Genomic DNA, 26,270 nt, shown 5'->3' with positions numbered 1-26,270 from the left:
GTTAACCAGCACTTAATTAATTAGTTCCAAAAAATTGAAAAACTATAAAAAAGGATCACATTCAGGAGATCTTTTCAATCCCCAGTTAAAGAATTGATCATTTCTTCTGTTGCAGCAACTATTCTCCAGTGGTTATGGCAAACTTCACGTAAGGCCCTAGAAAATCGATGCCTTGCATATTCATCTGCTTTAAAATGGACACCTTCATAGCAAACATCCATCAGTATCAGGCTCTCAGGGGGCAGGGGAGTTATTGCTGCAGTATTCTGAGGGTTCATCATTTTTCGAACATCATCAATTGAAAGATCACCCTTGCCCACACTTAAAAGTACTCCTACCATCTTTCTAACCATGTTCCACAAAAAACTCTCACCAATTACATCCACTGTACATAAATGTTTTTGGGGCGTTATAATTATACTTTCCACGTTACGAATGGGGTTCCTCCTACTTCTCTTGGAAAAATTAATAAAATTATGAGTCCCCTCCATTAAATGTGCTGCTTGCTGCATTTTGTGAGTTTCCCACTCCTCCCCCCTTCGGTTTTTACATAAAACGTAGCGATAATGTCTCCTATGGGCATATCTGGTTTTGAATCCCATTGGAACCCTGGCAGAACCTAAGATCCTTACATCCTTGGGTAGAAGATCATTGATCTGATTTATAATGGGCATTTTTTTCGTGCGGAAGGATACCACATTTCCCAGGGCATGAACACCACGATCAGTGCGTCCGGCAATGGAATAATTGGATTGTGCAAGGTCAGTTATTATTCCTGCTTCTTTAAGTGCCTTTAACAGTTCTCCTTCAACTGTACGCAGGTGCGGCTGTCTTTGGAATCCGTAAAAATCAGTTCCAATGTATGCCAGCTTCAAAGCCACTCTAATCATATTAACATCCTTTAATTTGAATATAGAATACTTATTTTATGATCGATATTAGGTGATATATTAGGTGATAATATAAACCAAACTCTTTCAAATCACAGAGTTTGGATAATGAATTGGAATAAATCCTGATTTAAATGGAAATTCTCATTAGATTTCTTATTTTCATTAATAATTGGTTTAAATCTATACTTCAACTATTGATTAATTAATATAGGATGATTAATATTCATCTTTTACTATAACTCCTATTGTAATATTCATTAGAATTGGAGTTATAAATTTAAAATGAAACTTATTCATTTAAAAAAAAAAAGATTCTTTAAATTTGTTAGATTTCAATTTGTTAGAGTTTTGTCATCAAATTGTAGATAATAAAATGGCTAATAAAGATTTAAAAATTGAAATAAAAAAATTTGATTTATCAATACATGATGTAGAAAAAACTCATCCAATTATAATATTCATCTAACCATAAAATAATTCATTTAAAATCATAAAATACATAAAATAACTTGTGTTACAATATCAGAGAGGCAATTAAATGTTTATAATTCCTGCAGTTGATATTAAAAATGGTAAATGTGTTCAGTTAGTACAGGGAAGGCCTGGAACAGAACAGATTGTGCTTGATAACCCTGCAAAAGTTGCCCTTGCATGGGAAGAACAGGGAGCCAGTATTTTACATGTGATTGATCTGGGAGGTGCCTTAGAAGAGGGAGGGAACCTGCAGGTGGTCAGGGAAATCCTTAAACATGTTTCCATACCAGTTCAAATGGGTGGAGGTATCCGAACTATTAAGGATGCAGCTAATTTACTGGACAGTGGTATTGATAGGATAATACTTGGCACTCTAGCCATAAAGAACCCTGATGCAGTAGAGACTCTTTCCAGTGAATTTGGAAGTGAGAGGATAATAGTAGCACTGGATAGTAGGGATTCCAAAGTGGTTGTCAGGGGATGGACTGAAAAAACTAACCAGAATGCACCAGAACTGGGAAAAATTATGGAAGAAAGAGGAGCTGGAGGGATTTTGTTCACTAATGTTGATCACGAAGGGCTTTTGGGTGGTTTTAAGGTTGAACCCCTCCTTGAACTTCTTGAAAATGTGAATATACCAGTTATTTATTCTGGAGGTGTGAGTACTCTGGAAGACATATCTCTACTTAGTAAAACAGATGTCTACGGAGTTGTGATAGGATCGGCACTTTATAAAGGCACTATAAACTTTGAAGATGCCCTCAAATACCAGAAAGAGTGATCATTCCTTAAATCTCATTTTTTTATAAATTATTATTTTTAATTCCAATTTAATTTTTTTATTCCAATTTATCTCCTCTATCTAAAAATTAATTTGTAAATCCCTTCTGGATAATGGTTTTTTCAGTTATATTAACCACTTTACGTATATTAAGAATCTGATCAGGATTGGTGGATACGGAACTTATGCCTTTCTCTACCAGCCAGCGCACAATAGCCGGATCAGATCCTGCATGACCACATATACAGCTTTCAATACCCTTATCTTTGCATTTTTCTATTACCATTTCCATTATCTTCAAGACCGATGGATGGGTTAGATCAAAGTGTTTAGAAACCTTAACTCCTCTTCTATCCACTGCCAAGGAGCTCATGGCCATGTCACTCATACCCAGAGTCACAAAGTCCATTCCTTCCTTTACTAATTCATCCATGGTTAAAGCTGCTGATGGTGTTTCTATGGAGGCCCCCAGAGGCAAGTCCTGATGGGGTTTGATTCCCACCTCGCCCATAACTGCCTTGGCTCGCCTGTACTCAGAAACATCCCTCACTAATGGTATTTTAACCCCCAAATTATCGTACCCATCATCCATAAGTTGGGATACGGCCTCAAACTCTGCTTTCAGAATTTCAGGATTTTTAAGATCCTTATGAATACCTCTAAGGCCCAGTAACGGGTTATCTTCATCGGGCTCAACACTTCCACCCTGTAAACGTTTCAGTTCATCAGTGGGAATGTCAAAGGTGCGAAACCATACTGGTTTAGGATAAAATGAATCTGCAATAATCCTTACAGAATCCACAATAACCCTGGTGAGTTTTCCTTCTTCCAAAAGTACATAGGGATGTTTTCCCGTGCGAATTATGCTGTTTTCAATGCGGATGGAACCCACACCATCAGCACAGGATGCTACTTTTCCTGCAATTTCAGGGACATTGAGGTTGACCTTTATGAAAGTTGAAGGATAATGGAGTTCAAAAGAATCATGTTTACCATCTCTTTCAATGAAACCTTGATAGATATTACCTGTTCTCCCATCCACGGTTACAATGGTTCCTTCTTCAAGTTTTTTAGTACCCTGGGCAGTTCCCACCACACAGGGGATCTTCATCTCCCGAAGTACGATGGCCACATGACTGGTGATACCCCCATAATCAGTAACAACTCCCCCAGCCCTGTGAAGATGGGATAACATGTCCCTTGAAGCTTTAGATAGAACTACTATCTCCCCTCCTTCCAGTTTCAGGAGGTCTTCATCATCCTCTATTTTCTTCACGCGGCCTACTCCCACATAAGAACCCGTTCCTATTCCCCTGATTACTATCATGTACTTACTTATTATGTAAATTATTGTGGAAATAATTTAGTAAAAATTTTAATTATGGCTTTTTAGGTATTCTAAAAAAAGTTTGAATTGAAAGATTTCAAACAGTTCGAATCTTTGGCACCCTAACAATCTAACAATCTAAAAAAAAAGAAAACTTAAAGAGCTTTTTATATTCTTTGTGAATAAAAATATTTAGTGAGCAAATCTTTCTAAAAATGAAGCTATTTTATTCAATGTGGTTTTGAAAGGACCTGATTTATTACCTAACTTACTGATAGCATTAACATCGCTCTTTTTAAGACCACCAACAAGTATTAAAGCCCCCACATATACAATAAGCGCCAAAATCATAACTCCTGCAAATACAGTGTAATTCCAGGGAATGGGTAAAAATAGGATGTTCTCTGGAATAAGAAGAAGTAAAACTCCCATTATCCCTGTTGCAATACTTATTCTAACTAAATTTAAAATTTCCAATTTTACCTCAGCTATCTGAAGAGTTTTCCAGACAATAGATGTCATTATAAGAAAAGCGGTGATAGTAAGGGCCATTGCAGCACCTGTAATTCCATAAAGAGGTACTAAAAAAATACTCATAGCCACATCACAGATCACTCCCAAAACTAAAATAGTCATTGGAAGGTAAGGTTTTCCCAATCCCTGAGCAATACTGGAAGAAACTGTGTAAATAGTGAAAAATAACATGCCGAGCGCCATGATCTGGAGTGCTGTTGCTCCGTTCATGTAGACTGGGTTTATGTAAAGTAATTTCATGATGGGAGCAGCCAGAAGCATAGTTCCCACAGACATGGGGAACACAACCAGGGCCACATAGCGGTAGGATTGATTCACATAGTTTTGAAGTACATTTCTATTATCCAAACCCACTGCTTCGGCTGTGGCTGGTAAAACTGCCGTTGCAACTGCCATGGAAATTATGAGGGGTAAACGGGCTACAGGAGTGGCTGCACCAAAAAATCCTAGTTGCTCGCTGGTCATAAAAGCTCCGACAACATAATTTCCAATCATGTCAAATAATAAAATCTCAGCAAGCCCAGTTATGAGAACTGGGAATGCAAAAATAAGAAGTACCTTGGCTAAGGCTAATTCTTCCTTGGTAGAGAAGGATAATTTCACATTCTTAAGCCGTTTCCCCAATCCTCTGCGATATAAATAGTATCCTGACAGTGCTGAAAACACAAAACCTATTGCAGTTCCAATTACTGCCCCTGCCACATAAAAGCCCAGTAAAATCAGAATTATAGCACTGCTGATCATGAAAACCTGTTCAAAAGCTTTGGTTATCACAATGTTCCCCATCTGGAAAACACCCTGAAAAGCACCTCTAAAAACACCAACTAAAACACTGAAAGGAGTTATTAATGCCACAAGCTTTAAGGGCAGTATTGCTTCTGGTTTATGAAATAGTCCTAAAGCTAATGGTTCTGCCAGGAGATATATGACTATGCTCATTAACAATCCCAGAACAATGACGATTTTTATTGAAGTATGAACTACTTGTTTGACCATCTCTTCTTCATTTTTTGCCGTGTATTCTGAAACGTGCTTGGCAATAGCAGGTGGCATGCCCCCAGATGCTATTTGAATCAATATACTCTGTGTAGGAAGGGCCAGATTAAGTATACCGAAACCTGCTGGACCTAATAGATATGCAGTGGCAAAACGGTAAAGATAACCACCTATACGAAAAATGAAATACCCAATCAGCATGATCAGGCTTCCTCTGGCTATTTTGGAACTCATGATAATTACCCATTAATTCAAGTCTAAATAAAAATTATTAACAAAATTCTGGTAAACTCTATTTTAATATTCTTAATATTCTAGAGATTCAATTCAATAATTCCTTATTTATAAAACTACTGTTAATAAACCCTACCATGAACTTATAACTATTTTAAGATTTTTCATTATGAATTTTTCATAAAAAAATTTACTAACCGAGATAAAATCAATATAAAAAAAGAATAAAGACACTTTAACAAATAGTTTTTATCAACAAACTAATAGTTTATAACAGACATAAATGAAGTAACTTCCCGAAGTAACAATTTCCCTTAAATTAATAATTCAATAAAATATTGCATTTAGAAAGGTTTCTAGAATAGGTTTCTAGAATAGTTTTTTAAAAGAGGTGTGATTATTAAAATTGTAATGGCAACTGGTACCTTTGATTTAATACACCCGGGTCATGGATATTACCTTGAAGAATCAAAAAAGCTCGGGGGGAAGGATGCCCGTCTGGTTGTGGTGGTGGCCAGGGAGTCCACAGTCAGGGCCAGGAAAAGAGTACCTATCGTCCCAGAAAAACAACGCCTAAAGGTAGTTAAGATGCTTAAACCCGTGGATAAAGCAGTTTTAGGAAGTGAAACTGACATGTTCAGCACAGTCCGTAAGATTAAGCCTGATATTATTACTATTGGTCCTGATCAGAACTTCGATCTTGAGTTGTTACGAGAAGAACTGAATAAAAGAGGTATTGATGCAGAAGTGGTTAAAATAAATGGTTATCATCACTCTTCACTGGACAGTTCCTGTAAAATCATCAAAAAGATTAAAGAATCTGATTTTCCCCCAGACAGTTTTAAACATTGCTAAAAATGAATTTTATAGGGTGTTAGATTTAATGTGAAAATCTGGGCAATTTTAACTGATTTTTTTGCTTAAATTTATGTGTATTATAGTTGGTTTATAAAAGTACATTTCCAAATCTTTTTATATTAATTTTAAAGGGTTTTTATATCGAAAAACTTAAATAATGGCTTTTACATAGTACTTTTGGTGAATAAAATGAAAATGCCATTAGTTCACGATATAAAAAACCCTAAATGTAACTTGTTGGACGTAATATTTATAGATATCGACTCTAGAGAAACTCGGCAGGAATTAAGTCGAAATGGTATGAAACCAGTTAATAAGGTGTTAAGTGCCATAAAAATTAGATTAATTGCCATGTTTTATGGAATTGATATTAAATATGTTGTAGATGAGTTAAATAACAGTGAAGAGTTGAGAAAAGCATTCAGGTTCAAATCGACTTTAGATTATTTAGAACTTTCAGAGGTTTTCTCACGCTTTGACGACTGCCAAGTACTTGAATTTGTTTTGAAACGTTTAAATAAAGAATTTAAAAAGGATGTGAGGGGAAATAGGAAGATAATCATTGATTCAACGGATATCCGTTTTAGAATAAATCTTGAAAAAAGGTATTATGATGATCGAACTTTAGAAGAAAATGGCTATGAATTTGGCTTTTCTAGCTCCAAAAAGAAATTTATTGGAGGAAAATTAACAATAGCCATGGATTACGACACTTGCCAACCATTAGCCATGCTATTCCACCCCGGTGCAGTTCACGACAGCCAAATTTATCTAGAAATCCTAGAAGACCTGAAAAGAAGAAGAATACTAAAAAAAGGAGACTTAGTGCTAGCTGATAAAGGCTATTTCAGCTTCAAAAACTATGGGTCTGGATTAATGGACTATAAAATCGTTCCTTTAATCCGACCAAAGAAAAATACACGAAAAGACAGAGTTTTCAGCCAATTTAACTACCCATTAGATTTATGCTGTGTGGAAACCCCATTAAAAACATTATACAGGCGCCTAGTGACTAAATTAAGTAAATTATACGACAAATGGGACTATTTAAAGTCCATACGAAGCAAAATCGAAGATTTTATCAAATTCTTCAAGAACGGAGTCGGTTATGAACAAGTACCATCTTATCATACAAATCAGTAGCAAAAACCACCTATTTAAGTGTACTTTTAGCAGCCTTAATAGTATCCAAACTAAAACCCGATAACAAGCAACTACAACGCCTCGCTGAAATGTAAAAATCTAACACCCTATGAATTTTAAATCAAATTTATTTTACAAGGCTTGTTTTTTAACCTCTTTTACAAGGTTAAGGTATTATTAAGGTATTATTAAGGTTAATTAATAAGGTTTAATTTAAGTTTAAGCAACTTTTTTATTATATTTTGAATTAATTAGCATTTAATGTTCTTATTTCAACTTATTTTGCAAATTAAACATACTAAAGCTATGAGACTTAAAAAAAAAGAAAAAAAGAAAGGATTTAAAAGGGCAGCTCTGCGTAGGTGCCTTTGTAAGTCCATGAGTTGGTGTTCCAGTTGCGAATTACACCCAATTCATTTCTGTAACTGGTTGCATCCGCATTGTACCATTGGCCATTGGCGTATATCTGCGCCCATACATGTCCATAAGTTCCACTACTGAAAGTACATACTCCATGCACATATCTGGCTGGTAATCCAACTGCTCTTGAAAGGGCCACGATTAGATGTGAATGGTCACAGCAATTGGCACTCCTGGATAAAAGAGCATTAACAGCTCCTTTCTGGGAGTCGTAGTAGTATGAATATTCTAAGTTGTCTCGCACCCAGTTAAAGATGCGAGTGGCCTTATCGTAGCTGGAAGTTGCGCCAGAGGTTATGCTCTGAGCCAGTGCAATTATACGGGGGTCGTTTACCTGACAGTTGGAAGTTGCTTGAAGATAGACCTGCAAGCTGCTGGGTATGGTTGGATCTACAGTGTTAGTTGTACTGCTGGAACCTGTTATAGAGCTCCAGGGTTTCATAACCGCATAGTTTGGTAGGTAGTGCTCAGTTCCGTAAAATGCCATAACCCTGCTATAGAGATAGATAAGTGATTCGTAACGAATTTTCCCTAGAGCAGTTGACCCGTAATTCGGTGCCACCCCATTTGTGTCCATGAAGGACTTTATACGGTTGGCCAGGTCAATATACCCGTTTTTGTCTAAGTTACCACTTGTCATCTCCTCAGAAGGATTTGAGGCTGCCGAAGCACTTTTTAACACTACGGGTGTGCTTATACCACTATACACTTGCAAGGTGCTAGTTGTGAGTAATCTCAAGAACTGAGGCATGGTGACCTGTAGGGACCCTATTGTCACGTAATTAGGTAGAGCTTTGTTGTTTTCTATAAACGCTTTAACTCTCCCTGCTGCGTCGATGATTTGTGCTATAGTAAACGTTGTCTGTGAATTGGTGTTGGTACTGGATGAGTTGGTGGTAGAGGTGCTAGTGCTGTTGTTAGTAGAAGGAATTGTTGATGCCTGGTTGAAGAAGGCTTTATCTACCAATCCATATCTAAACAGGACGTATCCAGATGATCCATTGGATATGGCAGATTTTATGTCTTGAATGACTTCGGTGGCTGATAATTTCTTTACGTTGCTGTCGCTTGCATAAACCTGTAAACCGGCAACCACGGGTTTTGTGGAATGGGTAGAGATCCATTTGGTGGTGGTTCCAATCCAGGATGTGTCTTGATTGTAGTTTCCCTTGTAAATCATAGGGACGAGGAAATCAAGGTAGGGTGACAGCGCAGCGTAGTCCTGCCCGTAATAATAACCATTTACACTGCACTCAGGCATGAGTGCTGCTGAAAGGGCTATTTTCGGGTTGATGGAATATAGCGTTTCATCCACTTTTTTTACAAAATTGGTGATAGCTTCTGTTCCACCAGGGTGCAGGTAGGCAGTTCCTGGATAACGCACATAATCCAGTTGAACTCCGTCAATTCGGTAGTTTTTAGCGATATCTGCAATATAACTTACCAGTGCATCATTGAAACTTGTGTCAGTTGTTGTTCGGGTCTCTTCTCTATAGGAAGTTTTAGTTACATAGTTGTAGGTTGTATAATACTTCCAAGTGTAGGTCCAGTAGTAGGTCCAGTAGGACTTCCAAGTGTATCTCCAGCTTCCTTTAGATTTGTACCAGCTTTTGTACCAAGCCTTATACCAAACTTTATACCAGTCTTTATACCAGTTTTGAGTGGCTACTTTCACTGTTTCGGTGTAGGGTACCTTTACGGTGTAGGTATAAATTTTCCCCAGAGGGTCCACCCAGTTTCCATTTTCATCAATGAAACAGGTGACCCATGCATGTACTCTTATTCCAGTTCCCTGGAACTTACTTATAATGCTTGTCAGGACGCTTTGGTAATTTGGAGAAGAAAAACGATTAGCCTTGACGAAGATGTCCGTTATTCCGGCTGTTAATATCTCTTCAAGGTTTACGTTTGATGCTTCATCCGCACTGATCCATAGTCCATGGACGTTTTGGTATCCGTCTGATGCTGCCGCTGTGTAATTCTGAATGTTATCTGTTCCGTTGCTGTAATCGGATGAACTATTTTGAGTGTTTTTGATAGTTTCCGCAGTCTGGTTTTCTTTTTGATTGGTTTCTGTATCGTTAACCACCTTAGTGGTTGTATTCTGAATGATTGTTGAATTTGTGGTGTTTTTTACTATTTCACTGCAATTTGTTGTGTTCGTGAAATTATCTGATGCATTCTGATTTGGGGTGGCATAGTTAATACTCGGGGCCAGTAATGCAACTCCAAGTAAGAGTAGCACAACTAGCAACCATTGTTGCTTCAGTATTATGCCCCCTCATTTTCTGCATGTCAGTTGAACAAGATAGATGTTCCTGACACAATAAGATCGTCCTTTTGAGCATATAAATCTTTTCATAGATTCTTTAGACAAAAAAGAATTTATTAACCTTTTTTAAGTCAAAAACCGTCAAAATTGAGACTTTTAAAGATGATTCAGAGTGTTGGTATTCCATTGATAATATCTATACCACCCCACCCATATTATGCTCTGGCCAGTATAGTTCAAGGCTGAGATGTGAATACAGTCACATTATAAAACTCCCTACTGATTTAATTGGAAGTTTTATTCCCATTTTTAAAAAAATAATGTCATTAATATTAGACGCTGAAAAAAAAAGTAAAATCATATTAAATTGATGTAAAAGACCCCATAATCCAAAATTGAACATTGTAGTTATGATAGTTAGTATCAATCACTTTTTTACTCTTTTTGTATTATCCATACAACAATAAATTGGTATGATGGTATGTATAAAATATTGCTAAAAAGTATGTAATTTCAAAAAAATTCATTGAACATCTCAAATCTTGGTAAACTTATTAATTGATTTTTATAGGCATTAATATTCTTATAGTCATTTCTTGGACCCAAAACTTATATTGCATTGCTTTTAAAATTTTCCTATATGATTATAGAAAAGCTTAAAATGGCAGTGCAGATACTGGAAGCATCCCCTGAATTTGCACAGATAATCCCTGAAGTAAGAAGCAACATTGTAATGGCACGGAAGAATGCAGGGACCATAGAAGATGTTGCTGGAATACCCGGACGCATAACAACTGTTAATAACCTCCCTAAAGCAGTTAGTCCACCCGATTACAATGCTTCATCCCATATGGCCAGGCTCATTTTAAGTGTTATGAAACATGACCCTGAAAAGCGCAGCGCCCTAAACGTCAAATATCACCCTAAACTGGTGGATTTATGTCAGAAATTGGGATTAAAGGTCTCGAGCTATAACCGCAACCAGGAACCAGAAGAGGTTATGAAAAAGGAAGGTGAAACCATATCCTGGGGGGTTGAAGTTGCCATAAAGAATTTAGGTTCTGTTCCCGATGTTATTTATCACACTGGTGCCTGGGGAAAAGAGCCCATGATTGTACTAATAGGAACCAGTCCTATAGAATTGGCTGAAATGGCAGTATGTCTGGCTAAACTTTACCTATCTCTGGAAGTTGCCCAAAAAATAAACAATTAAATTAATTTATATTAATGGTTACAATCAAATAATTATTAAAATTAATATTATGAAAATTAATAATGTCATTTGTAGATTTATAGACTCCTAAAAACTTATTTCACATTACACTAATTAGAGGTAACAGTTATGCATTACAAAATGTATGAAGAGATGATGGAGCAGCCACGCTCTTTAATGGACACCCTGGATGCTGAAATGTCTCACATGAAAGAGATCAGTGAGAAATTTGCAGAATTTGATAAAATATACTTGGTAGGCTGTGGAAGCTCCCTATCAACCTGTTATTCATCCATAGATGCCATGAAAATGGTTTCTAACAGGAACCTGGAAGTTTTCACGGGGTACGAATTTTTTTACCACAAAAAGATATCCGAGGAAAATGCAGGAGTTATCTTAACCTCTCAATCCGGAGAAACAGCAGATACCCTGGCTGCCATGAGAAAAGCACAGAAACATGGGATGTTCACCCTTTCCATTGTCAACGAAGGCGAAAGCACCATGATGAAGGAGTCAGATGATGCAGTTTTAACCCGCTGTGGCAGGGAAACAGCCATATTGGGCACCAAAACCTATATGACCCAACTAATGAGCCTTTACCAGATCCTTTTCTCCATGGAAGACTCCTCCCATGCACAGGATGTGCTGAAAGACTTAGTAAAAATCCCTTCTATAACTGAAGATCTTTTAAGGAAAACTGAGGAAGATAATAAAGTCCTGGCCCAGGAATACGCAGATTATGATATATTTTATGCTATGGGAAGCGGACCTAACTTTGGGCTGGCCTACAAACTGGCCATGACCATGTTCATGGAAGGTGCATTAAAACACGCCTGCCCCTTATATTCTGGAGAATTCCGTCATGGACTTATTGAAAGAGTGGATAAGAATATTCCAGTTGTCTTCCTGGATGCAGATTATCCTGGGGATGAATTAACCCGTAAATCAGTGGAATTCTCAGAAAAAATTGGTGCCAAAAATCTGGTATACAAGATGCAGGATTACGCTGATATAAACCCACTACTAGCACCATTCGTACTGGTTGTACCCCTGGAATGGTTTATTTATTACCTGGCCCACTACAATAATGAAGACCCAGGCAGCACCAGACACATTGGAAAAGTAAGGTATTAGAACAGTTTTTATTTATCCTTTAATTTCTTTTTCCAATTTCATAATTATAATAATAGCAATAATGATATAATCTAAAAAAATAAAAAAATAGGGGGAGATTTTCCCTTTAACTTTTAGTTTTTCTGCAGTCTAGTCAATCCAATCTTGATTCCTGCAAATTCAATTAATTTTAGTCCAATTACTACATCATTAAGTAAGTAATATCATTTGACTCTTTAGGTAATAAATTGAGTTCTTGATTACTGAATACTAAATTATTTGTCTAATATTACTAATTCTTATTTGATTTCCAGTTTTTTGGATTCTGCAATCTTTTTGGGGAGTTTAATGGTTAGTATTCCTTCTTCAAAATTGGCACTGGCCTCTTTTATCTTGATCTCATCAGTTAATTGCAGAGTCCTTGAAACTTCCCCGAAACCTCGTTCTCTTTTAATGTAATTGGCATCCTCAACATCTATTCCATCCGGGAAAGTGGCAGTTATAGTGACTGATTCATTAGTGACATCAACAGAAAGATTTTCTTTTTCAACTCCAGGTAGGTCTGCCATGATAATAAACTCAACAGGAGTGTCAATGATATCCACGTAAGGCGTAGTGGGTGCTGTGTATTCATTGATGGTTTTTCCCAGGTCTTCCTGTTTTTCACGTAATGTTTTTAGTACATCGTTTACTATTTTTTCTGCAGTGGAACGTATTTCTTCCCCTTTTTCTGATGCACTTTCCTTTAGTTCTTTACCTTTATCAGAAACTGAATCTTTAGCTTCAGAAGCTTTGATTTTAACTCCTTCGCCTTTTTCAGCGACAGATTCTTTCACTTCACCAGCTTTGGACATAATTTCTTCCTTGGTATCTTTATTTTTAGATTCTAGTCTAGTTCTCTTCAGAGCCATATAAATCCCTCACAGCCTTATTGAATATATTTAAATGGATATAAGTTAATATTTAGCCAGATTTAGTAGTTAGTACGTTTTAGCTTATATAATTTAAAGATTGATGATTTTAAGAGTAATAATTGAATTTTATATCTGGATCAATTCCCATTTAACTCATTTTTCCGGTTAAACTCCTCCAACGTATCAATTATCCTTAATATGCCACTACCTTCAGATGCAGCAACCATCAGGGGCTCAATCTCCGAATTAATATGATTTTCAATGTATTTAACATTTTCTTCGTCAACTACTAGATCCATTTTATTGAAAATTGGCTGGATTTTTGTATTTTTGAATATCTTTTTTATCTCCCAGTAAAGGTTCACCTGGTTTTCCACAGGAAATCCAGAGGTTTGGGATGGATCAAATATGAAAAGTATCAGGTCTGCCAGGTGTTCCAGTGCCACCATGGCATTTAGTTCTATCTGGTTCATGTCTTGCACTGGACGATCCAGAAGCCCTGGTGTGTCTATAATTTGATATTTCTGCCATCGCCGTTCGAAATTTCCTATTTGAATTCCTTTAGTGGTGAAAGGGTAATCTGCTACTTCTGGTTCGGCATTGGTTATTTGCCTTAGAAGGGTGGACTTTCCAACATTGGGAAATCCCGCAATTACCACAGTGGTGGCTTCAGTGTCCACGGTGGGTATGTTGCGTAACTTCTGCCGGGTGTAGTTTAAAAAGTCCAGTTCATCTTTTATACGTTTAACCACCGAGGATATTCTTCCAAATGCAGCTCTTCTTACCTGTGCGGCATTTTCTGGAGGTGATCTTCTTATTTTATGAACGTACTGGTTCTGTAATTTTTCCAGTACTCCGTTAGCCCAGTTCAGTGCTCCCAGAGATTTTTTAAGCTGATCAACTCCCACTGCCACGTCAATATAGTCCTGGTAGAACATGGGAAGTTCCTCAATGTGAGGAGTTTCTTCCAGTATCTTCTCGAAGGTTTCCCTGATGATCTGGCAGGCAGTTTGAACTCTTACTTCTTCTATTCTTTTTGATTTATGCTGACGGTGGATCTTACTTGTTCGGACCGTGGCCGCAGCCTTCTTAGCCCGGCGGAATGCCTTGTCGAGTAGTTCCTCTGAGGTAGGGATGTTAGGTAAAAACATTAAATCACATTTTTTTAAAAATTTAGCTTTTCTTATAATTTTCTTAATTATTGCTTGGTATTTCCTTAATTGTTGCCTGATAAGTCAATAGTTCTAAGATAAAATGGATTTGAAAACTAATTAAGTTTCTATGTAAATACTTTAAGGTATTAAGTATATTAATTTTCTTGAAAATTCAGAAAATTCAAATATTTGCAAGATAAATTTGAACTAAATAAATTTTTTATCTATTATGGATATAAAATCTGTTCATTCAATACTGATACATATTTCCAAGATGTACAGCCACTTTGTTGAACTTTGCACCTATTCTTCAAATATCTGAGCCTGGAAACGATATAATTTCACCCCTTCCTGCAGCCAACAGTCTGGTGACATCCCTGCTTTCATACAAGTGTTCGCTAAAAATTCTTCAACATCCCAGTTCCATTCCATTGGAACCTGGGGGAGGAGTAAACCGCGATATATTCCCCTTTCAACTATGAGACCATCTCTTCCCACTTCCACTTTTTCCAGATATTCTGTTGGACTTTTAACCAGGATAAGTTCAGGTTTGGTAAGCACACTCACTTCCACTTGGATCTTTTCCATTTCTGAAGGGGTGACTCTGGGGAAGCGTGGGTCGCCAGTTGCCGCGCTAATAGCAACTTCAATAACTGCCTGGGCCAATGGTTTTACAGGTTCAGGATAGCCTATACAACCCCTTAAATTGCCATTAAGGTGTAGAGTGACAAATGCTCCCCTTTCTTCTTTCATAATGGGGGGAAGATCATCCGGGAGTGGGATGATTTTTCCATCTTTCAAGTATGATTCAATTGCTTTTCTGGCCAGTTTTACCAGAAATTCACCTTCTTCATCACTTATCATACATCTGCACCACCTACTGTTGCTTCAGTAACTCGAGTATGAGGTCCTCCATCACCCACTGGAGCTGTCTGGCCTGCTTTACCGCAGAAACCCACACCCATATGGAAATCAGAACCCACAGCATCCACTTTCTGCAGTATTTCCAGGATGTTCCCTGAGAGGGATACATCTCTAAGGGGGTCTTTAACCTCACCATCTTGTATTAAGAACGATTCAGCAGCGTTGAACTGGAAAACACCTTTACCAGTATCAACCTGACCACCCCTTGATCCTTTAAGGTAAATTCCATGATCTATATCTTCAATTAGCTCTTCAAAAATCATCTCTCCAGGTTCAAGATAGGTGTTGCTCATACGGACTATGGGCTGATCACCGACTCCAGATCGGGCGTTTCCACTGGATGAAATATTCAATTTGGCAGCTGTTTCTCTGGAGCTTAAAAGTGATATAAGAATTCCATCTTTCACTAAAACGTTCTTACCGGTTTTTACTCCCTCCGCATCATATGCATAGTAACCAAAGGCATCCATACTGGGATCATCTACTATATTAACTAAGGAAGATCCGATTTGAGTCCCCGTTTTTCCTTTAAGTATGGAGTCATTCTGTAGTATGAGATCAGCTTCAGATGCATGACCTAATGCTTCATGAATGAATACTCCGGTAAGTTCAGAGTCCATGATTATGGGAAAACGCCCAGAAGGTGGTGAACTGGCATCGAGCAATCTAACTGCCTTTTTTGCTGCAGTTCTACCCATGAGTTCCAGATCTTCTTTTTCAATAACCTCAAAACCTTTAGCTCCCCCTGTACTTTTATGTCCGAATTGGATTCCGGTTTCTGACGCTGCTACTGCATTTAAAAATAAGGCAACTCGATTTTCTTCCATGGTAATTGATGATCCCTCTGAATTAAGGAAAAATGTGGTGCCCTCGGCATCTACATAGTTTACTGTGGTACTTACCACTTTTTCAAGGTTAGCTGCTTGTTCAACATCTTTCATGGCTATTTTTTTATCTTCCAAAGAAACATCAGATAATTTTATCCGAGCATTGGATTTTACCTTATCAGATCGTGTTTCTGCAATTGCCAGTTCCACATCACTTTTAAGATTACTTGCCAGTTTAACAGCAGCTTCAGCCACCCGATCCAGGCGCTCTAACTGATTAGTATATGAAAATCCCCATGCTCCCCCCTTTAAAACCCTGATACACGCCCCCAGATCTGATCCTGATCTGATTTCCTGGATTTTCCCATCCTTCATAACAATAACTGTATTTTCACTTTCACTAATCCTCATATCAGCGTAATCAACTTTTTTTCCCACTGATTCCAGTGCCTTTTCCATTAAGTCCAGATCTAACTCCTCTTTCATGGTATCTCCAATTTAAATGTAATCTTTATGACATATTAATTTATTAAGATTATGATTAGTTAAAGATTAATTAATTTGGGATTTGAATATGAATAAAACCTAAAGTCATAAGTAAAGGGTATGAAAATTGATCAGAATAAAAAAAAAAAAGGAAACTAGTAATAAAAGAAACTAGTAATAAACTAGTAATATTTCCTTAGAGACTTAAACTACTGCCAAAAAAAAAGTTCTTCTAAGCGTTATATTCTATTTTGCAAGATATTATCTCTTTTATGTTGATTAACACCATTACATGTTTTTTTGGACATTTCAATAGTGCAATTCTTTCTAAATTTCTATTAGAACATGAACAACCAAAACCTTAAAACAGCTATAGGGATAAAGTTCGAAATATTGAGGAATCATCAGCTGAGACCCGGAAAGGAGAACATGCAAGAACTTGTAAGGTTTCGTTTGATGATAAGTCATTCAGAATAAATCATTGCTTCATCTAGATGTATCATGGCCAGTAAATAAACAGCTTATTCTATAATGATAGTATAAACTGTAACTGTAGAAATTTCGGAATAGTTCTAGGAGCAATAGATTAAGGATAATTTCATGGGGAAAATAAATATATTATGTGAGGGTTAAATAACTTAGAAATTATCAATATTCATTCTTTCCCATGAAAACTGATCTAATATTATTGAAGCACCGGATGTGAAAAAATTGAAGACCATCGAGGAAATTAACCAGAAAATAAAAGACGGTGATGCAGTAGTGGTCACTGCTAGCGAGATGACCCGTATAGTTAAGGAGAATGGTGCAGGAGAAGCTGCTAAAGAGGTTGATGTCGTTACTACCGGTACATTTGGTGCTATGTGTTCTTCCGGTGCATTCTTCAACTTCGGACACTCTGATCCACCTATAAAGATGAGTAGAACCTACCTGAACGGTGTTGAAGCTTATTCTGGTCTGGCTGCTGTTGATGCTTACCTGGGTGCTACTCAACCACATCGTAACCCAGATATAGGTTTGGATTATGGTGGAGCCCATTTACTTGAGGATTTGGTGAGGGGAAAAGAAGTTGAATTGGTTGCAGAGGCCTATGGAACTGATTGTTACCCACGAAGTGATGTTCACACCTTCGTCAGTCTGGAAACTCTGAATCAGGCTGTCATGGTCAATCCCCGAAACTGTTACCAGAACTATGCTGTGGCCACTAACTCCACTGAGGAAACTCTTTACACTTACATGGGTACTTTACTCCCCCAGATGGGTAATGTGAGTTATTCCAGTGCCGGGGAACTCAGTCCCCTGCTAAACGATCCCTATTTCCAGACCATAGGTACCGGTACACAGATATTCCTCTGCGGAGGAACTGGCTATATCATAGGTGAAGGAACCCAACATGCCACTGAAGGAGAAAGAAAAAATGGTGTTCCTGTGGGCTCTTCAGGAACTTTAATGCTTCAGGGTGACCTGAAACAGATGGATGCAGATTACCTCCGTGGAGCAACCATGCCCCAATATGGTCCCACCCTTTATGTGGGTGCAGGCATACCCATACCCATCCTAAATGAGGAAATAGCCCAACGCACCGGTATCAGTGATGCAGATATATACTGTAATATCTACGATTACGGTGTTCCACGAAGAAACAGACCAGTGATTCAGGAAACTAATTATGAGGAGCTTCGCACTGGGAAGATTGAAATCAATGGAAGGGAAGTTCAAACTTCACCTTTATCTTCATTTAAAAAGGCAATTGAAATTGCTGAAGAACTTAAAAAATGGATTGATAGGGGTGAATTCCTCTTAACCAATCCCGTGAAGAGTATACCTTCTTCAGGTTGCATTGTTAAGCCCCTGGAGATCAGGAGACCTTCCATAATGGTTAAGGATTTAAATATTAAGCCAGTGATCACTGCCCGGGCAGAAGAAGCTATTTCCGGTGTTGCCAGGAAAATGGTGGATAACAATATCAACCATCTGCCTGTGGTGGATCATGCTGGTCGGCTTATGGGTATTGTTACCTCCTGGGATATTGCCCATGCAGTGGCTAAGGGCAGTTTAAAGCTCACTGAAGTGATGACCCGTAAAGTGATAGTGGCCATGGAGGATGACCCAGTGGAGGTTGTTGCACGGCGTATTGATAAATATGAGATATCTGGTGTGCCCATTGTTGACCGAAATAATCTGGTCAAAGGTATGATCACTGCTGAGGACATTTCAAGACTTATATGCGCCCAGAACAATAAGGAAGGTGGTTCCCAATGAAAGCCTGGCTAAAATTCTCTCCCAGCATTGTGAATAAACCAGTAATTTCTGATTTAATCAAAAACTATGATGTGAGCTTCAACATCCTCCGGGCTGACATCACCCCCAAGGGTGGGAAAATGCTCATTGAGATCAGTGGTAGTGAAGCAGAGGAAGGAATCCATTACATGGAGAAAGAAGGAATCAGACTTAACCCCATAAAAAAGGTGGTTAAAAAGGATGAAGAGAAATGTGTGGATTGTGGTGAATGTATCAGTCTCTGCCCAGTGGAAGCCATAAGCATGGACTCTCTCTGGACCGTGCAACTGGATGACCAGAAATGTATTGGATGCGGATTCTGCACATCCTCCTGCCCTACCCGAGCTATTAAAATTGCTGATTAAAAAAAACCTATCATTTCCTTTTTATTCCTTACTAATCCTGGATATATTTTAAAAAACCCTGAATCATCCCATAAAATGCGGAGACATATCTTATGATTAGATGTAATCACTGCAACACAGAAAATGAAGAAAATACCACTCATTGTAAGAATTGTGGGAAAATGATCCTGCCTGAGAAAAATAATAAGGGAAATAAAAAAATCGCTCTAATTGCAATTGGAATACTAATTTTCCTAGGCTTGATTGGGACTATACTTATTTCAACCACCAGCTCTGAAGTTTCTGAATTTGACCAGTCATTGATTAAGGCAGTTAAGAATGGTGAGCCCAGTGAAACCATTATAGGACAGATTAAAGAACATTCTGAGGCTAATAGGCAGGGTTCTAAAAAAAATTATGATAATATTGTTTCTAAAAATCAATTAGATAATGATTCTACCTTCCTAAATGATGTTAAAATAAATTATGATAAAGAATTGGAGTATATCCAGAAAATAGAAGACTTACAAATACGCTTTGCAAAAAGAGAGATAAATGAAGAAACATTTATAAGAGAACTTAAAGAGTTGTATGGGCAACAACCGGAGTTAGACTACTGAAACATCCATTTTGAGTGAATAAGTAAATTGGATATTCTTGGTACTTGATTAAAAAAAATGAGATTTGATTAGTTAATATGAAAGGGAGTTCTAATATTTCTTAAAGAGTTCTATTTAGTCCTTATAAAATGAAAATTATTCTTTTTCTTTATCTTTCATCCTTTCACTGATACTTCTTTTGGCTTCATTCACCGTAAGGGGGTAGGTTTCTCCAAAAGAAATCTGATCTTCCTTATGGAGTCTTTCAAAAAGGTGAGCCACGTGGGGGAGTCTTAAATTGGCTTTGCGGATGGTTTCAGCATCCTCAAATATTTCCCTGGGTATTCCTTCCCGGATTATTTCTCCGTGATTTATGGCATATACCTTATGGGCGTAGATGGGGACAATATCCACATCATGGGTGGCAATTATTATGCTCATTCCCTCCCTGTTGAGTTCAATAAGTAATTTCATTATTCTGAAAGCTCCTTTGGGATCCAGACCACTGGTGGGCTCGTCTAAAACCATTACCTCCGGTCGCATGGCCAGTATACCAGCAATAGCCACCCGTTTCTTCTGACCTCCGCTTAAATTGTGTGGTGGTTTTTTCTCATATCCTTCCATTCCCACTTTCCTCAGAGCTTCGGCTACTCTTTTTTTAACCTCATCGGGATGAATATCTATGTTTAAGGGTCCGAACGCCACATCATCAAATACAGTTGGGGCGAATAGCTGGTCATCCGGGTTCTGAAAGACTATTCCTACTTTCTGACGCACTTTTAACAAACTTTTTTTATCATATTTAAGGGGTTCACCATCAATGAGAACCTGGCCTGAGGAGGGTTTTAGTATTCCATTTAAATGTAGGAAAAGAGTGGATTTACCCGCCCCATTAGGTCCCATGAGGGCGACAATTTTACCTCTGGGTGCCTGGAAATTCACATGCTTAAGGGCCGCCGTGCCATCAGGATAGATATAACTGAGATCTTTGGTTTCAAGAACGTTCATTAAAATTCCCTCTTCTAAATATTCATCATCAAGATAAAGATATAAAATTGTTGATAAAAAATTTGTCAATGATTATTTTTTTTATAAAATTTATTTATAAAGATGGATTAAGCAAAATAAGATAAAAAAATGAATAAATCCCTGCCTGGATTAAAATAGTCTGAAGTTACTGGTAAGGAACACTCCCCACAGCAGAAACCCCTCAAATAGTACTAAAAGACCTAATTTAGGCATTCCTACACTTTGAAGGCTTTCAGATCCTCTCAGTGTTCTCATAGAACCTTTATAACACCTGGATTCCATTGCAATGTATGACTGTTCTCCTTTTATCCAAGTTCTTATAAAAAGGTTGCTTCCCAGCATTCCTAACGATTTAAAAGATTTTTTAAGAGAATAGTAACCCATACGTGTCTCCTGGGCGTGATACATGTTTAAGGCTTCATCAAGAAATAGGAATATGTAACGGTACATTAACATGGCTATTTCCACTACTATCTGAGGGATTCTAAGGCATTCCAGCCCAGAAAAAAGTTCCGTCATGGGTATGGTCAGTGCTAAAAATGCCAGACAGGTGAAACCACCCATTACCCTGGAAAATACTAAAAATCCCAGATTGAAGCCATCCTGAGTCACTGCTAGGTTAAATATTCCCAGTTCCAGGATGTGTGCTCCCACACCGAAAAAAAAGGCCATAAAAACAAAAGTTATCATAGCAAATAGAAAGGGTATGGTTAAAAATTTCAAATAAAACTTCCAGGGAATTCTAGCCATGAAAATAATAACAAAAGACATCACTAAAGTTATAAGGAGAGGTATAACTGGTGATGTGGATATTAGGCTCATTATCATGGTTGAAATTGCGAATATAACCTTATATATGGTGTTTGTATCTTTAAGGTTGTTGGAATGAGCGTAGTTATCCAGTGTGTTTTCAAACATATTGGTCATCACCAGTTATCTCTACAACTTATCTAATAGCTCTTATAGCTTACTTTCTATATTTTCAAATTTACTTGATATTGGTTGAATTAGTTTTCAACAGCTTCTTCTGTAGTTATTTTTGTCTTTTCTCCCATCTCCTGCTCTATTTTCTTCCTCTCCTTGGCCTGTCCATTTAGATATCCCAGAACATAACCAATTATTATGGCACCTATAGCTGCTTGAAGAGCAAACAGTAGACTTTCAATTTCACCACTTGGGGGTTCCCATATAGAACTGAACCAGGGTTGGTAACCAGTTTCTTCCACGACTGTTCCTGCTGCATCATCAGCCCCACCAAAGAAACCCTGATCTTCACCCATCCCACTGTATATGGCCAGTGGTAATATGGCAATGATAGCTACCAGTGCCAGTAAGATAATGTAATATTTGCTTTCCATTTACACCACCGCATGAACTTTTTCCTTCACTTTAGGTCCGATAACCTTCAAGTTCTCTAGGATGTCTGGTCTCAGTTTCATAATATAATCAAATATCACCACTGTTAGGATTCCTTCAGCAATAGCCAGAGGTACCTGGGTAACGGCAAAGATTAGCATGAAATTGTTAAAGGCTACTGCAAAGCTAGGTACTGGGAATGCCAGGGACAGTTGGGTTGCTGTGGTCACGTAGGTCATAAGATCAGCCAGAGCCGCGGCTAGGAAAACACCCAGAAGTGTGGGTCCATTTACCTTCTTGACACCTTTATAAACCAACCAGGCCACCACAGGACCTACTATCCCCATGGAGAATATGTTAGCACCCAGAGTAGTCAGACCACCGTGAGCCAGTAGAATAGCCTGAAAAAGCAGAACTATAGCACCCAGTACACTGGCCACTGCCGGTCCAAAAAGCACTGCACCTAAACCAGTACCAGTAGGATGAGAGCAACTACCTGTTACTGAAGGTAGTTTTAAGGATGATAAAACAAAAACAAATGCACCTGAAACAGCCAGTAACGGTTTAGATTCAGGGTTTTCGTCTGTAATCTTTTTAATCTGTATAACACCGTAAGCCACCACTGGGAGAGATATTATAAACCAAAAAAGACACCATTCCCATGGTAGAAAACCTTCCATAATATGCATTTTAATCCTCCTATTTTTTACAAATCCGTATATTGCAAAGAATTATTTACCAATCAATTCGCCTATCAAAATTTTTTTCTAATGGAACTATTTTTAATTCAGTACTGATGCCTTGTGATTATAAGCATCCACTACTGAAAATCCCCCACCCCCACATGATTCATTTTAGAAGAAGGAGTTTATAAAGTTTTCACTTTTACTTTAAAAAATATCAGTATTAATTGATGGGTGGAAGGTGTTAAATTAAAATTGAAAAATCTTCAATTGCCATATTATTAAAAAATGAATCCCCTATCTCCTAAAAATCCCATAATTTTCAATCTATTAAAATATTAAAACTCTTTCGACGATCTAAAACATTTCAGAATACGAAATGACTTAAAATAATTTGAGAAGAATAAGATGCCATCTCTCAATTCATAAATTTTGGAAAGAAATACGAGATTTAAATTAGAAAATTTGCTAAATTAGGCCAGAATTTTTATTAAAATACGTATTGTGTAAAAAAAATGAGGTGATTAAATAATATGAAGGGGGGGGGGCGTGTAGTGTATAGCACACTACACATAATATAACTTTGAAGTGATCACTTAAATCTATTTGCCCAAATCTATACCAATTTAAACCAAATTCTTTTAGAAATGAAGACAATTTTGATAAAAATGCACAATAAGAACTAAATACCTATTTGAGGAGATATATCAAAAAATAAATTTTAGAAAAAAATTGAAAGGGACGGTTCCCTAATTAAAATCAAAAAAACCAAGAATAAATTTGTCTTTAAATAATGAATGAAATACCAATATTTCTGGAGCCAAAATTAATTAGGGGACAGCTTCATTGATGATATTTTATTAGAACCTATGAGCTACCATTTTCCATTATAAAAAAATTTTTTAAGATAAAAATAACGAATTCTCTTGAAATAATTATTGTTAAGGATTTTATAAGAATTATTAAGAAATTCTTATATGATATCAGAATTAACTCCAAAAAGTCGTAAAAGATGGAATAAAAAAACAAAAAAGAGAAATTAATTGAAAAGATTGAAAAAGGGAATAAAAACTGATTTTATTCCCGGTTATAGTTTCTTGAAGATTCGAATAAAATTTATTCTATCACTTCAGCAAAACCAAAGTTTCTTCTCACAGAATTTACTCTGATTTTTACTTCATCGCCTACTTTAGCGCCAGAAACGAAAACTACAAAACCTTCAATACGGGTAATGCCGTCACCATCCCTACCTAAATCTTCAATTTTAACATCATATTCTTCCCCTTCACTAATAGGAGCGTTTCCGCCTCTATTGTCATCTCTTCCGTAATTACTTCCAAACATTTAATTCACTTCCAAAATTTGCTATTAATATAGCTTGAATTTAAGAATTCTAAAAGAAATCAACCAATAAAAAATTAATTCAGTTATATTTCGTTTCAAGAATTACTCAATACATCATTTATTCTACTATCTCTGCAAAACCAAAGTTTCTCCTAACGGAGTTGACACGAATTTTTACTTCATCGCCTACTTTAGCGCCTGAAACGAAAACTACAAAACCTTCAATACGGGTAATGCCGTCACCATCTCTACCTAAATCTTCAATTTTAACATCGTATTCTTCCCCTTCATTAATAGGGGCGGAATTTTCTCTTTCATCTCTTCCGTAACTATTTCCGAACATTTATTCACTTCCAAATTTGCCATTAAAAATGGCTGAGTTTAATATTGATTTGGTGGCTTATAAAGGTATGTTAAATTTTTAGCCCTTTTTCAATAAATTTTAGCAAAAAATTTGAAAAATGATTGTACTGTATACTAACACTCAAGAATAATAATATTCTTTTAATTTTGAGATTTTAATAAAACAGATATTCTTAAAAATTAGATATTTGGGACTTCCATAAATTTAGAGGTGAGTTTCAAAAAAACAGAGAAAAAATTCCAATTACTAAAACAAGACTTTAATCAAAAAAAAGTCAGGAATATTTTTAGATAATAATAGGCTCATGAAATTTACAAAAAGACCTTAAAAACTTATTTGTGGTTTTAAATGACTTGAAAATCACTTAATAAAAAATCATTTAAAGATGAAAAACCTAACTAGATTTATGGAGGTTAAAAATAACATCATTCTGGCTTTGGATGTTCCCAGTATGGATGAGGCCATGGAATTAATGGATGAAGTTTCTGATTACCTGAACACTGTTAAAATAGGTTATCCCCTAGTTTTGGCCGAAGGATTGGATTCTGTTACTGGGATTAAGGAAGAATATGGTTTCAATGTTATCTGTGACTTTAAGGTGGCGGATATACCTGCAACTAATCAGAAGATTGCTGGTGAAACATTTCATTCTGGTGCAGATGCCCTTATTGTGCACGGCTTTGTAGGAGGTGACAGTGCTGCTGCCTGTCTTGAAACAGCCAGAGAATTTGGTAAGGAAATATTTCTCCTGACTGAAATGTCCCACCCCGGTGCAGAACAGTTCCTGCAACCAGTTTCCATGGATATAGCTCGTATGGGAGTGGATATGGGTATTAAAAATTATGTTGGTCCCTCCACCCGACTGGATCGGTTAAAGATGATCAGGAAGATAGTTGGTGAAGATTCTTTTATTATATCTCCAGGTGTGGGTGTGCAGGGTGGAGATGCAAAAGCTACCCTCCAATTTGCAGATGCCCTTATTGTTGGTAGGAGTATTTACCTATCCAGCAACCCTGTAAATGCTCTGGAGTCCATTATAGATTCTATTAAACTTTAAACCAGCTATCTCATAGGCCAGGTCAAATATTATAAAATAGATGATTGTTACTGGCTGGAAAAAAGCCATTCCATAAATTTGAAGCTGATAGATAGATTGAAGGATCCCTAATAGGGAAAGGATTAGGACTGCTATTTTCATGGTGCAACGGTAGTTGAAGAATGTTTCCACTATTTTTTTCCCTTTTAAACTTTCCCGATCGTTTCCTACTTCATCCAACCAGGCAGCTACAGTGCACATGGCCAGGGCCACGAATCCTATGGGAGGGAGCCCCCATATAAAAATGATAGTTAGGAATACGATTAAGGTGACCATGTGTCCTATTTTATCTACTTTAGCCGATAAAAGGGTTCCCATGAGTATAGCCAGGAAGATGGTGGCTGCGTCTTGGAAATTCACTGAAAGATATCCTATTCCTGCAACACTGAGCAGTCCACAGGCCACGCCCAGGGCGGAATTGTCCTCCACATCCAGTGCATCATCAGAGAATTTCATGAAGAATCCCGATGAAGCGTATAATACTACCTCTAAAAACATAAATTTTAATGCTCCTTCAACTTAATCTAAAACCATCAATTTAAAAACTTTAATCTCAATATTAACGGATGGATTCATCCATCGATCTTCATAAATATATTCCTACTCCCCACA

Annotated in this window: 24 protein-coding genes; 9 read left to right on the top strand and 15 right to left on the bottom strand. The window is 37.2% G+C overall.

The features are described from left to right. Positions 1-74: 74 nt before the first annotated feature. Positions 75-890, bottom strand: coding sequence for a tRNA pseudouridine(38-40) synthase TruA (gene truA, locus HVN35_06720; GenBank protein ID NYB52232.1), 816 nt, complete (start codon positions 888-890; stop codon positions 75-77). Positions 891-1,431: 541 nt separating this feature from the next. On the opposite strand from truA, the gene HVN35_06715 reads away from it, so the two are divergent. After that, on the top strand, positions 1,432-2,148 hold the full coding sequence (locus HVN35_06715) for a 1-(5-phosphoribosyl)-5-[(5-phosphoribosylamino)methylideneamino]imidazole-4-carboxamide isomerase (GenBank protein NYB52231.1): 717 nt from the start codon (positions 1,432-1,434) through the stop codon (positions 2,146-2,148). 88 nt (positions 2,149-2,236) lie between these two features. Here the strand turns inward: HVN35_06715 and HVN35_06710 are convergent, their stop codons facing one another. Beyond that, positions 2,237-3,475: a phosphoenolpyruvate synthase gene (locus tag HVN35_06710; GenBank protein ID NYB52230.1), complete on the bottom strand. Its 1,239-nt coding sequence runs from the start codon at positions 3,473-3,475 to the stop codon at positions 2,237-2,239. Positions 3,476-3,667: 192 nt separating this feature from the next. Then, positions 3,668-5,239, bottom strand: coding sequence for a flippase (locus tag HVN35_06705; GenBank protein NYB52229.1), 1,572 nt, complete (start codon positions 5,237-5,239; stop codon positions 3,668-3,670). 411 nt (positions 5,240-5,650) lie between these two features. On the opposite strand from HVN35_06705, the gene HVN35_06700 reads away from it, so the two are divergent. Then, the gene (locus HVN35_06700) at positions 5,651-6,094 is read left to right on the top strand and encodes an FAD synthase (protein ID NYB52228.1); all 444 of its coding nucleotides are present in this window, start codon (positions 5,651-5,653) and stop codon (positions 6,092-6,094) included. A 192-nt stretch (positions 6,095-6,286) separates the two neighbouring features. Next, positions 6,287-7,240: a transposase gene (locus tag HVN35_06695; GenBank protein NYB52227.1), complete on the top strand. Its 954-nt coding sequence runs from the start codon at positions 6,287-6,289 to the stop codon at positions 7,238-7,240. Positions 7,241-7,580: 340 nt separating this feature from the next. Here HVN35_06695 and HVN35_06690 read toward each other — a convergent pair whose 3' ends face one another. Next, a complete protein-coding gene (locus tag HVN35_06690; protein NYB52226.1) occupies positions 7,581-9,905 on the bottom strand; it encodes a hypothetical protein in 2,325 nt (774 codons plus the stop codon). A gap of 667 nt (positions 9,906-10,572) precedes the next feature. On the opposite strand from HVN35_06690, the gene HVN35_06685 reads away from it, so the two are divergent. Both HVN35_06685 and HVN35_06680 read left to right on the top strand, forming a co-directional pair. Further along, the gene (locus HVN35_06685) at positions 10,573-11,145 is read left to right on the top strand and encodes a thiamine-phosphate synthase (protein ID NYB52225.1); all 573 of its coding nucleotides are present in this window, start codon (positions 10,573-10,575) and stop codon (positions 11,143-11,145) included. A gap of 129 nt (positions 11,146-11,274) precedes the next feature. Beyond that, on the top strand, positions 11,275-12,279 hold the full coding sequence (locus HVN35_06680) for an SIS domain-containing protein (protein NYB52224.1): 1,005 nt from the start codon (positions 11,275-11,277) through the stop codon (positions 12,277-12,279). A gap of 278 nt (positions 12,280-12,557) precedes the next feature. On the opposite strand, the gene HVN35_06675 is transcribed toward HVN35_06680, so the two are convergent. The 4 genes from HVN35_06675 to HVN35_06660 form a co-directional block, all read right to left on the bottom strand. Continuing rightward, positions 12,558-13,169 (bottom strand): Hsp20 family protein, encoded by a 612-nt coding sequence (locus HVN35_06675; GenBank protein ID NYB52223.1) that lies wholly within the window; start codon positions 13,167-13,169, stop codon positions 12,558-12,560. 140 nt (positions 13,170-13,309) lie between these two features. Next, positions 13,310-14,323 carry an NOG1 family protein gene (locus HVN35_06670; GenBank protein NYB52222.1) on the bottom strand — a complete coding sequence of 338 codons (1,014 nt, stop codon included), beginning with the start codon at positions 14,321-14,323 and terminating at the stop codon, positions 13,310-13,312. A gap of 306 nt (positions 14,324-14,629) precedes the next feature. Beyond that, on the bottom strand, positions 14,630-15,190 hold the full coding sequence (locus HVN35_06665) for a TIGR00296 family protein (GenBank protein NYB52221.1): 561 nt from the start codon (positions 15,188-15,190) through the stop codon (positions 14,630-14,632). Next, positions 15,187-16,563 carry a TldD/PmbA family protein gene (locus tag HVN35_06660; GenBank protein NYB52220.1) on the bottom strand — a complete coding sequence of 459 codons (1,377 nt, stop codon included), beginning with the start codon at positions 16,561-16,563 and terminating at the stop codon, positions 15,187-15,189. The genes HVN35_06665 and HVN35_06660 overlap by 4 nt, the downstream gene beginning before the upstream one ends. 711 nt (positions 16,564-17,274) lie before the next feature. On the opposite strand from HVN35_06660, the gene HVN35_06655 reads away from it, so the two are divergent. The 3 genes from HVN35_06655 (at position 17,275) to HVN35_06645 (ending at position 19,807) form a co-directional block, all read left to right on the top strand. Then, on the top strand, positions 17,275-18,825 hold the full coding sequence (locus tag HVN35_06655; protein ID NYB52219.1) for a homocysteine biosynthesis protein: 1,551 nt from the start codon (positions 17,275-17,277) through the stop codon (positions 18,823-18,825). Beyond that, positions 18,822-19,208, top strand: coding sequence for a 4Fe-4S binding protein (locus HVN35_06650; GenBank protein NYB52218.1), 387 nt, complete (start codon positions 18,822-18,824; stop codon positions 19,206-19,208). Before HVN35_06655 ends, HVN35_06650 begins: the two co-directional genes overlap by 4 nt. A 92-nt stretch (positions 19,209-19,300) precedes the next feature. Continuing rightward, complete coding sequence (locus HVN35_06645; protein ID NYB52217.1) at positions 19,301-19,807, top strand: hypothetical protein; 507 nt, start codon at positions 19,301-19,303, stop codon at positions 19,805-19,807. 135 nt (positions 19,808-19,942) lie between these two features. Here HVN35_06645 and HVN35_06640 read toward each other — a convergent pair whose 3' ends face one another. From HVN35_06640 to HVN35_06615, 6 genes are all read right to left on the bottom strand, one after another. After that, a complete protein-coding gene (locus HVN35_06640) occupies positions 19,943-20,794 on the bottom strand; it encodes an ATP-binding cassette domain-containing protein (protein ID NYB52216.1) in 852 nt (283 codons plus the stop codon). Positions 20,795-20,944: 150 nt separating this feature from the next. After that, a complete protein-coding gene (gene cbiQ / locus HVN35_06635; protein NYB52215.1) occupies positions 20,945-21,733 on the bottom strand; it encodes a cobalt ECF transporter T component CbiQ in 789 nt (262 codons plus the stop codon). Positions 21,734-21,822: 89 nt separating this feature from the next. Beyond that, positions 21,823-22,173, bottom strand: a complete 351-nt coding sequence (locus tag HVN35_06630) for an energy-coupling factor ABC transporter substrate-binding protein (protein NYB52214.1) — start codon at positions 22,171-22,173, stop codon at positions 21,823-21,825. After that, complete coding sequence (locus tag HVN35_06625) at positions 22,174-22,860, bottom strand: energy-coupling factor ABC transporter permease (protein ID NYB52213.1); 687 nt, start codon at positions 22,858-22,860, stop codon at positions 22,174-22,176. A gap of 1,110 nt (positions 22,861-23,970) precedes the next feature. Beyond that, complete coding sequence (locus tag HVN35_06620) at positions 23,971-24,198, bottom strand: TRAM domain-containing protein (GenBank protein ID NYB52212.1); 228 nt, start codon at positions 24,196-24,198, stop codon at positions 23,971-23,973. 118 nt (positions 24,199-24,316) lie between these two features. Continuing rightward, positions 24,317-24,541: a TRAM domain-containing protein gene (locus tag HVN35_06615; GenBank protein NYB52211.1), complete on the bottom strand. Its 225-nt coding sequence runs from the start codon at positions 24,539-24,541 to the stop codon at positions 24,317-24,319. Positions 24,542-24,968: 427 nt separating this feature from the next. Here HVN35_06615 and pyrF point away from each other — a divergent pair, with 427 nt between their 5' ends. Beyond that, the gene (gene pyrF, locus HVN35_06610) at positions 24,969-25,619 is read left to right on the top strand and encodes an orotidine-5'-phosphate decarboxylase (GenBank protein ID NYB52210.1); all 651 of its coding nucleotides are present in this window, start codon (positions 24,969-24,971) and stop codon (positions 25,617-25,619) included. Here pyrF and HVN35_06605 read toward each other — a convergent pair. Beyond that, positions 25,563-26,156, bottom strand: a complete 594-nt coding sequence (locus tag HVN35_06605) for a hypothetical protein (protein ID NYB52209.1) — start codon at positions 26,154-26,156, stop codon at positions 25,563-25,565. The genes pyrF and HVN35_06605 overlap by 57 nt on opposite strands. Positions 26,157-26,270: the final 114 nt, after the last annotated feature.

The organism is Methanobacteriaceae archaeon (genome assembly GCA_013403005.1).
Classification (GTDB): Archaea; Methanobacteriota; Methanobacteria; order Methanobacteriales; family Methanobacteriaceae; genus Methanobacterium.
This window is presented reverse-complemented; position numbering and strand designations above follow the sequence as displayed.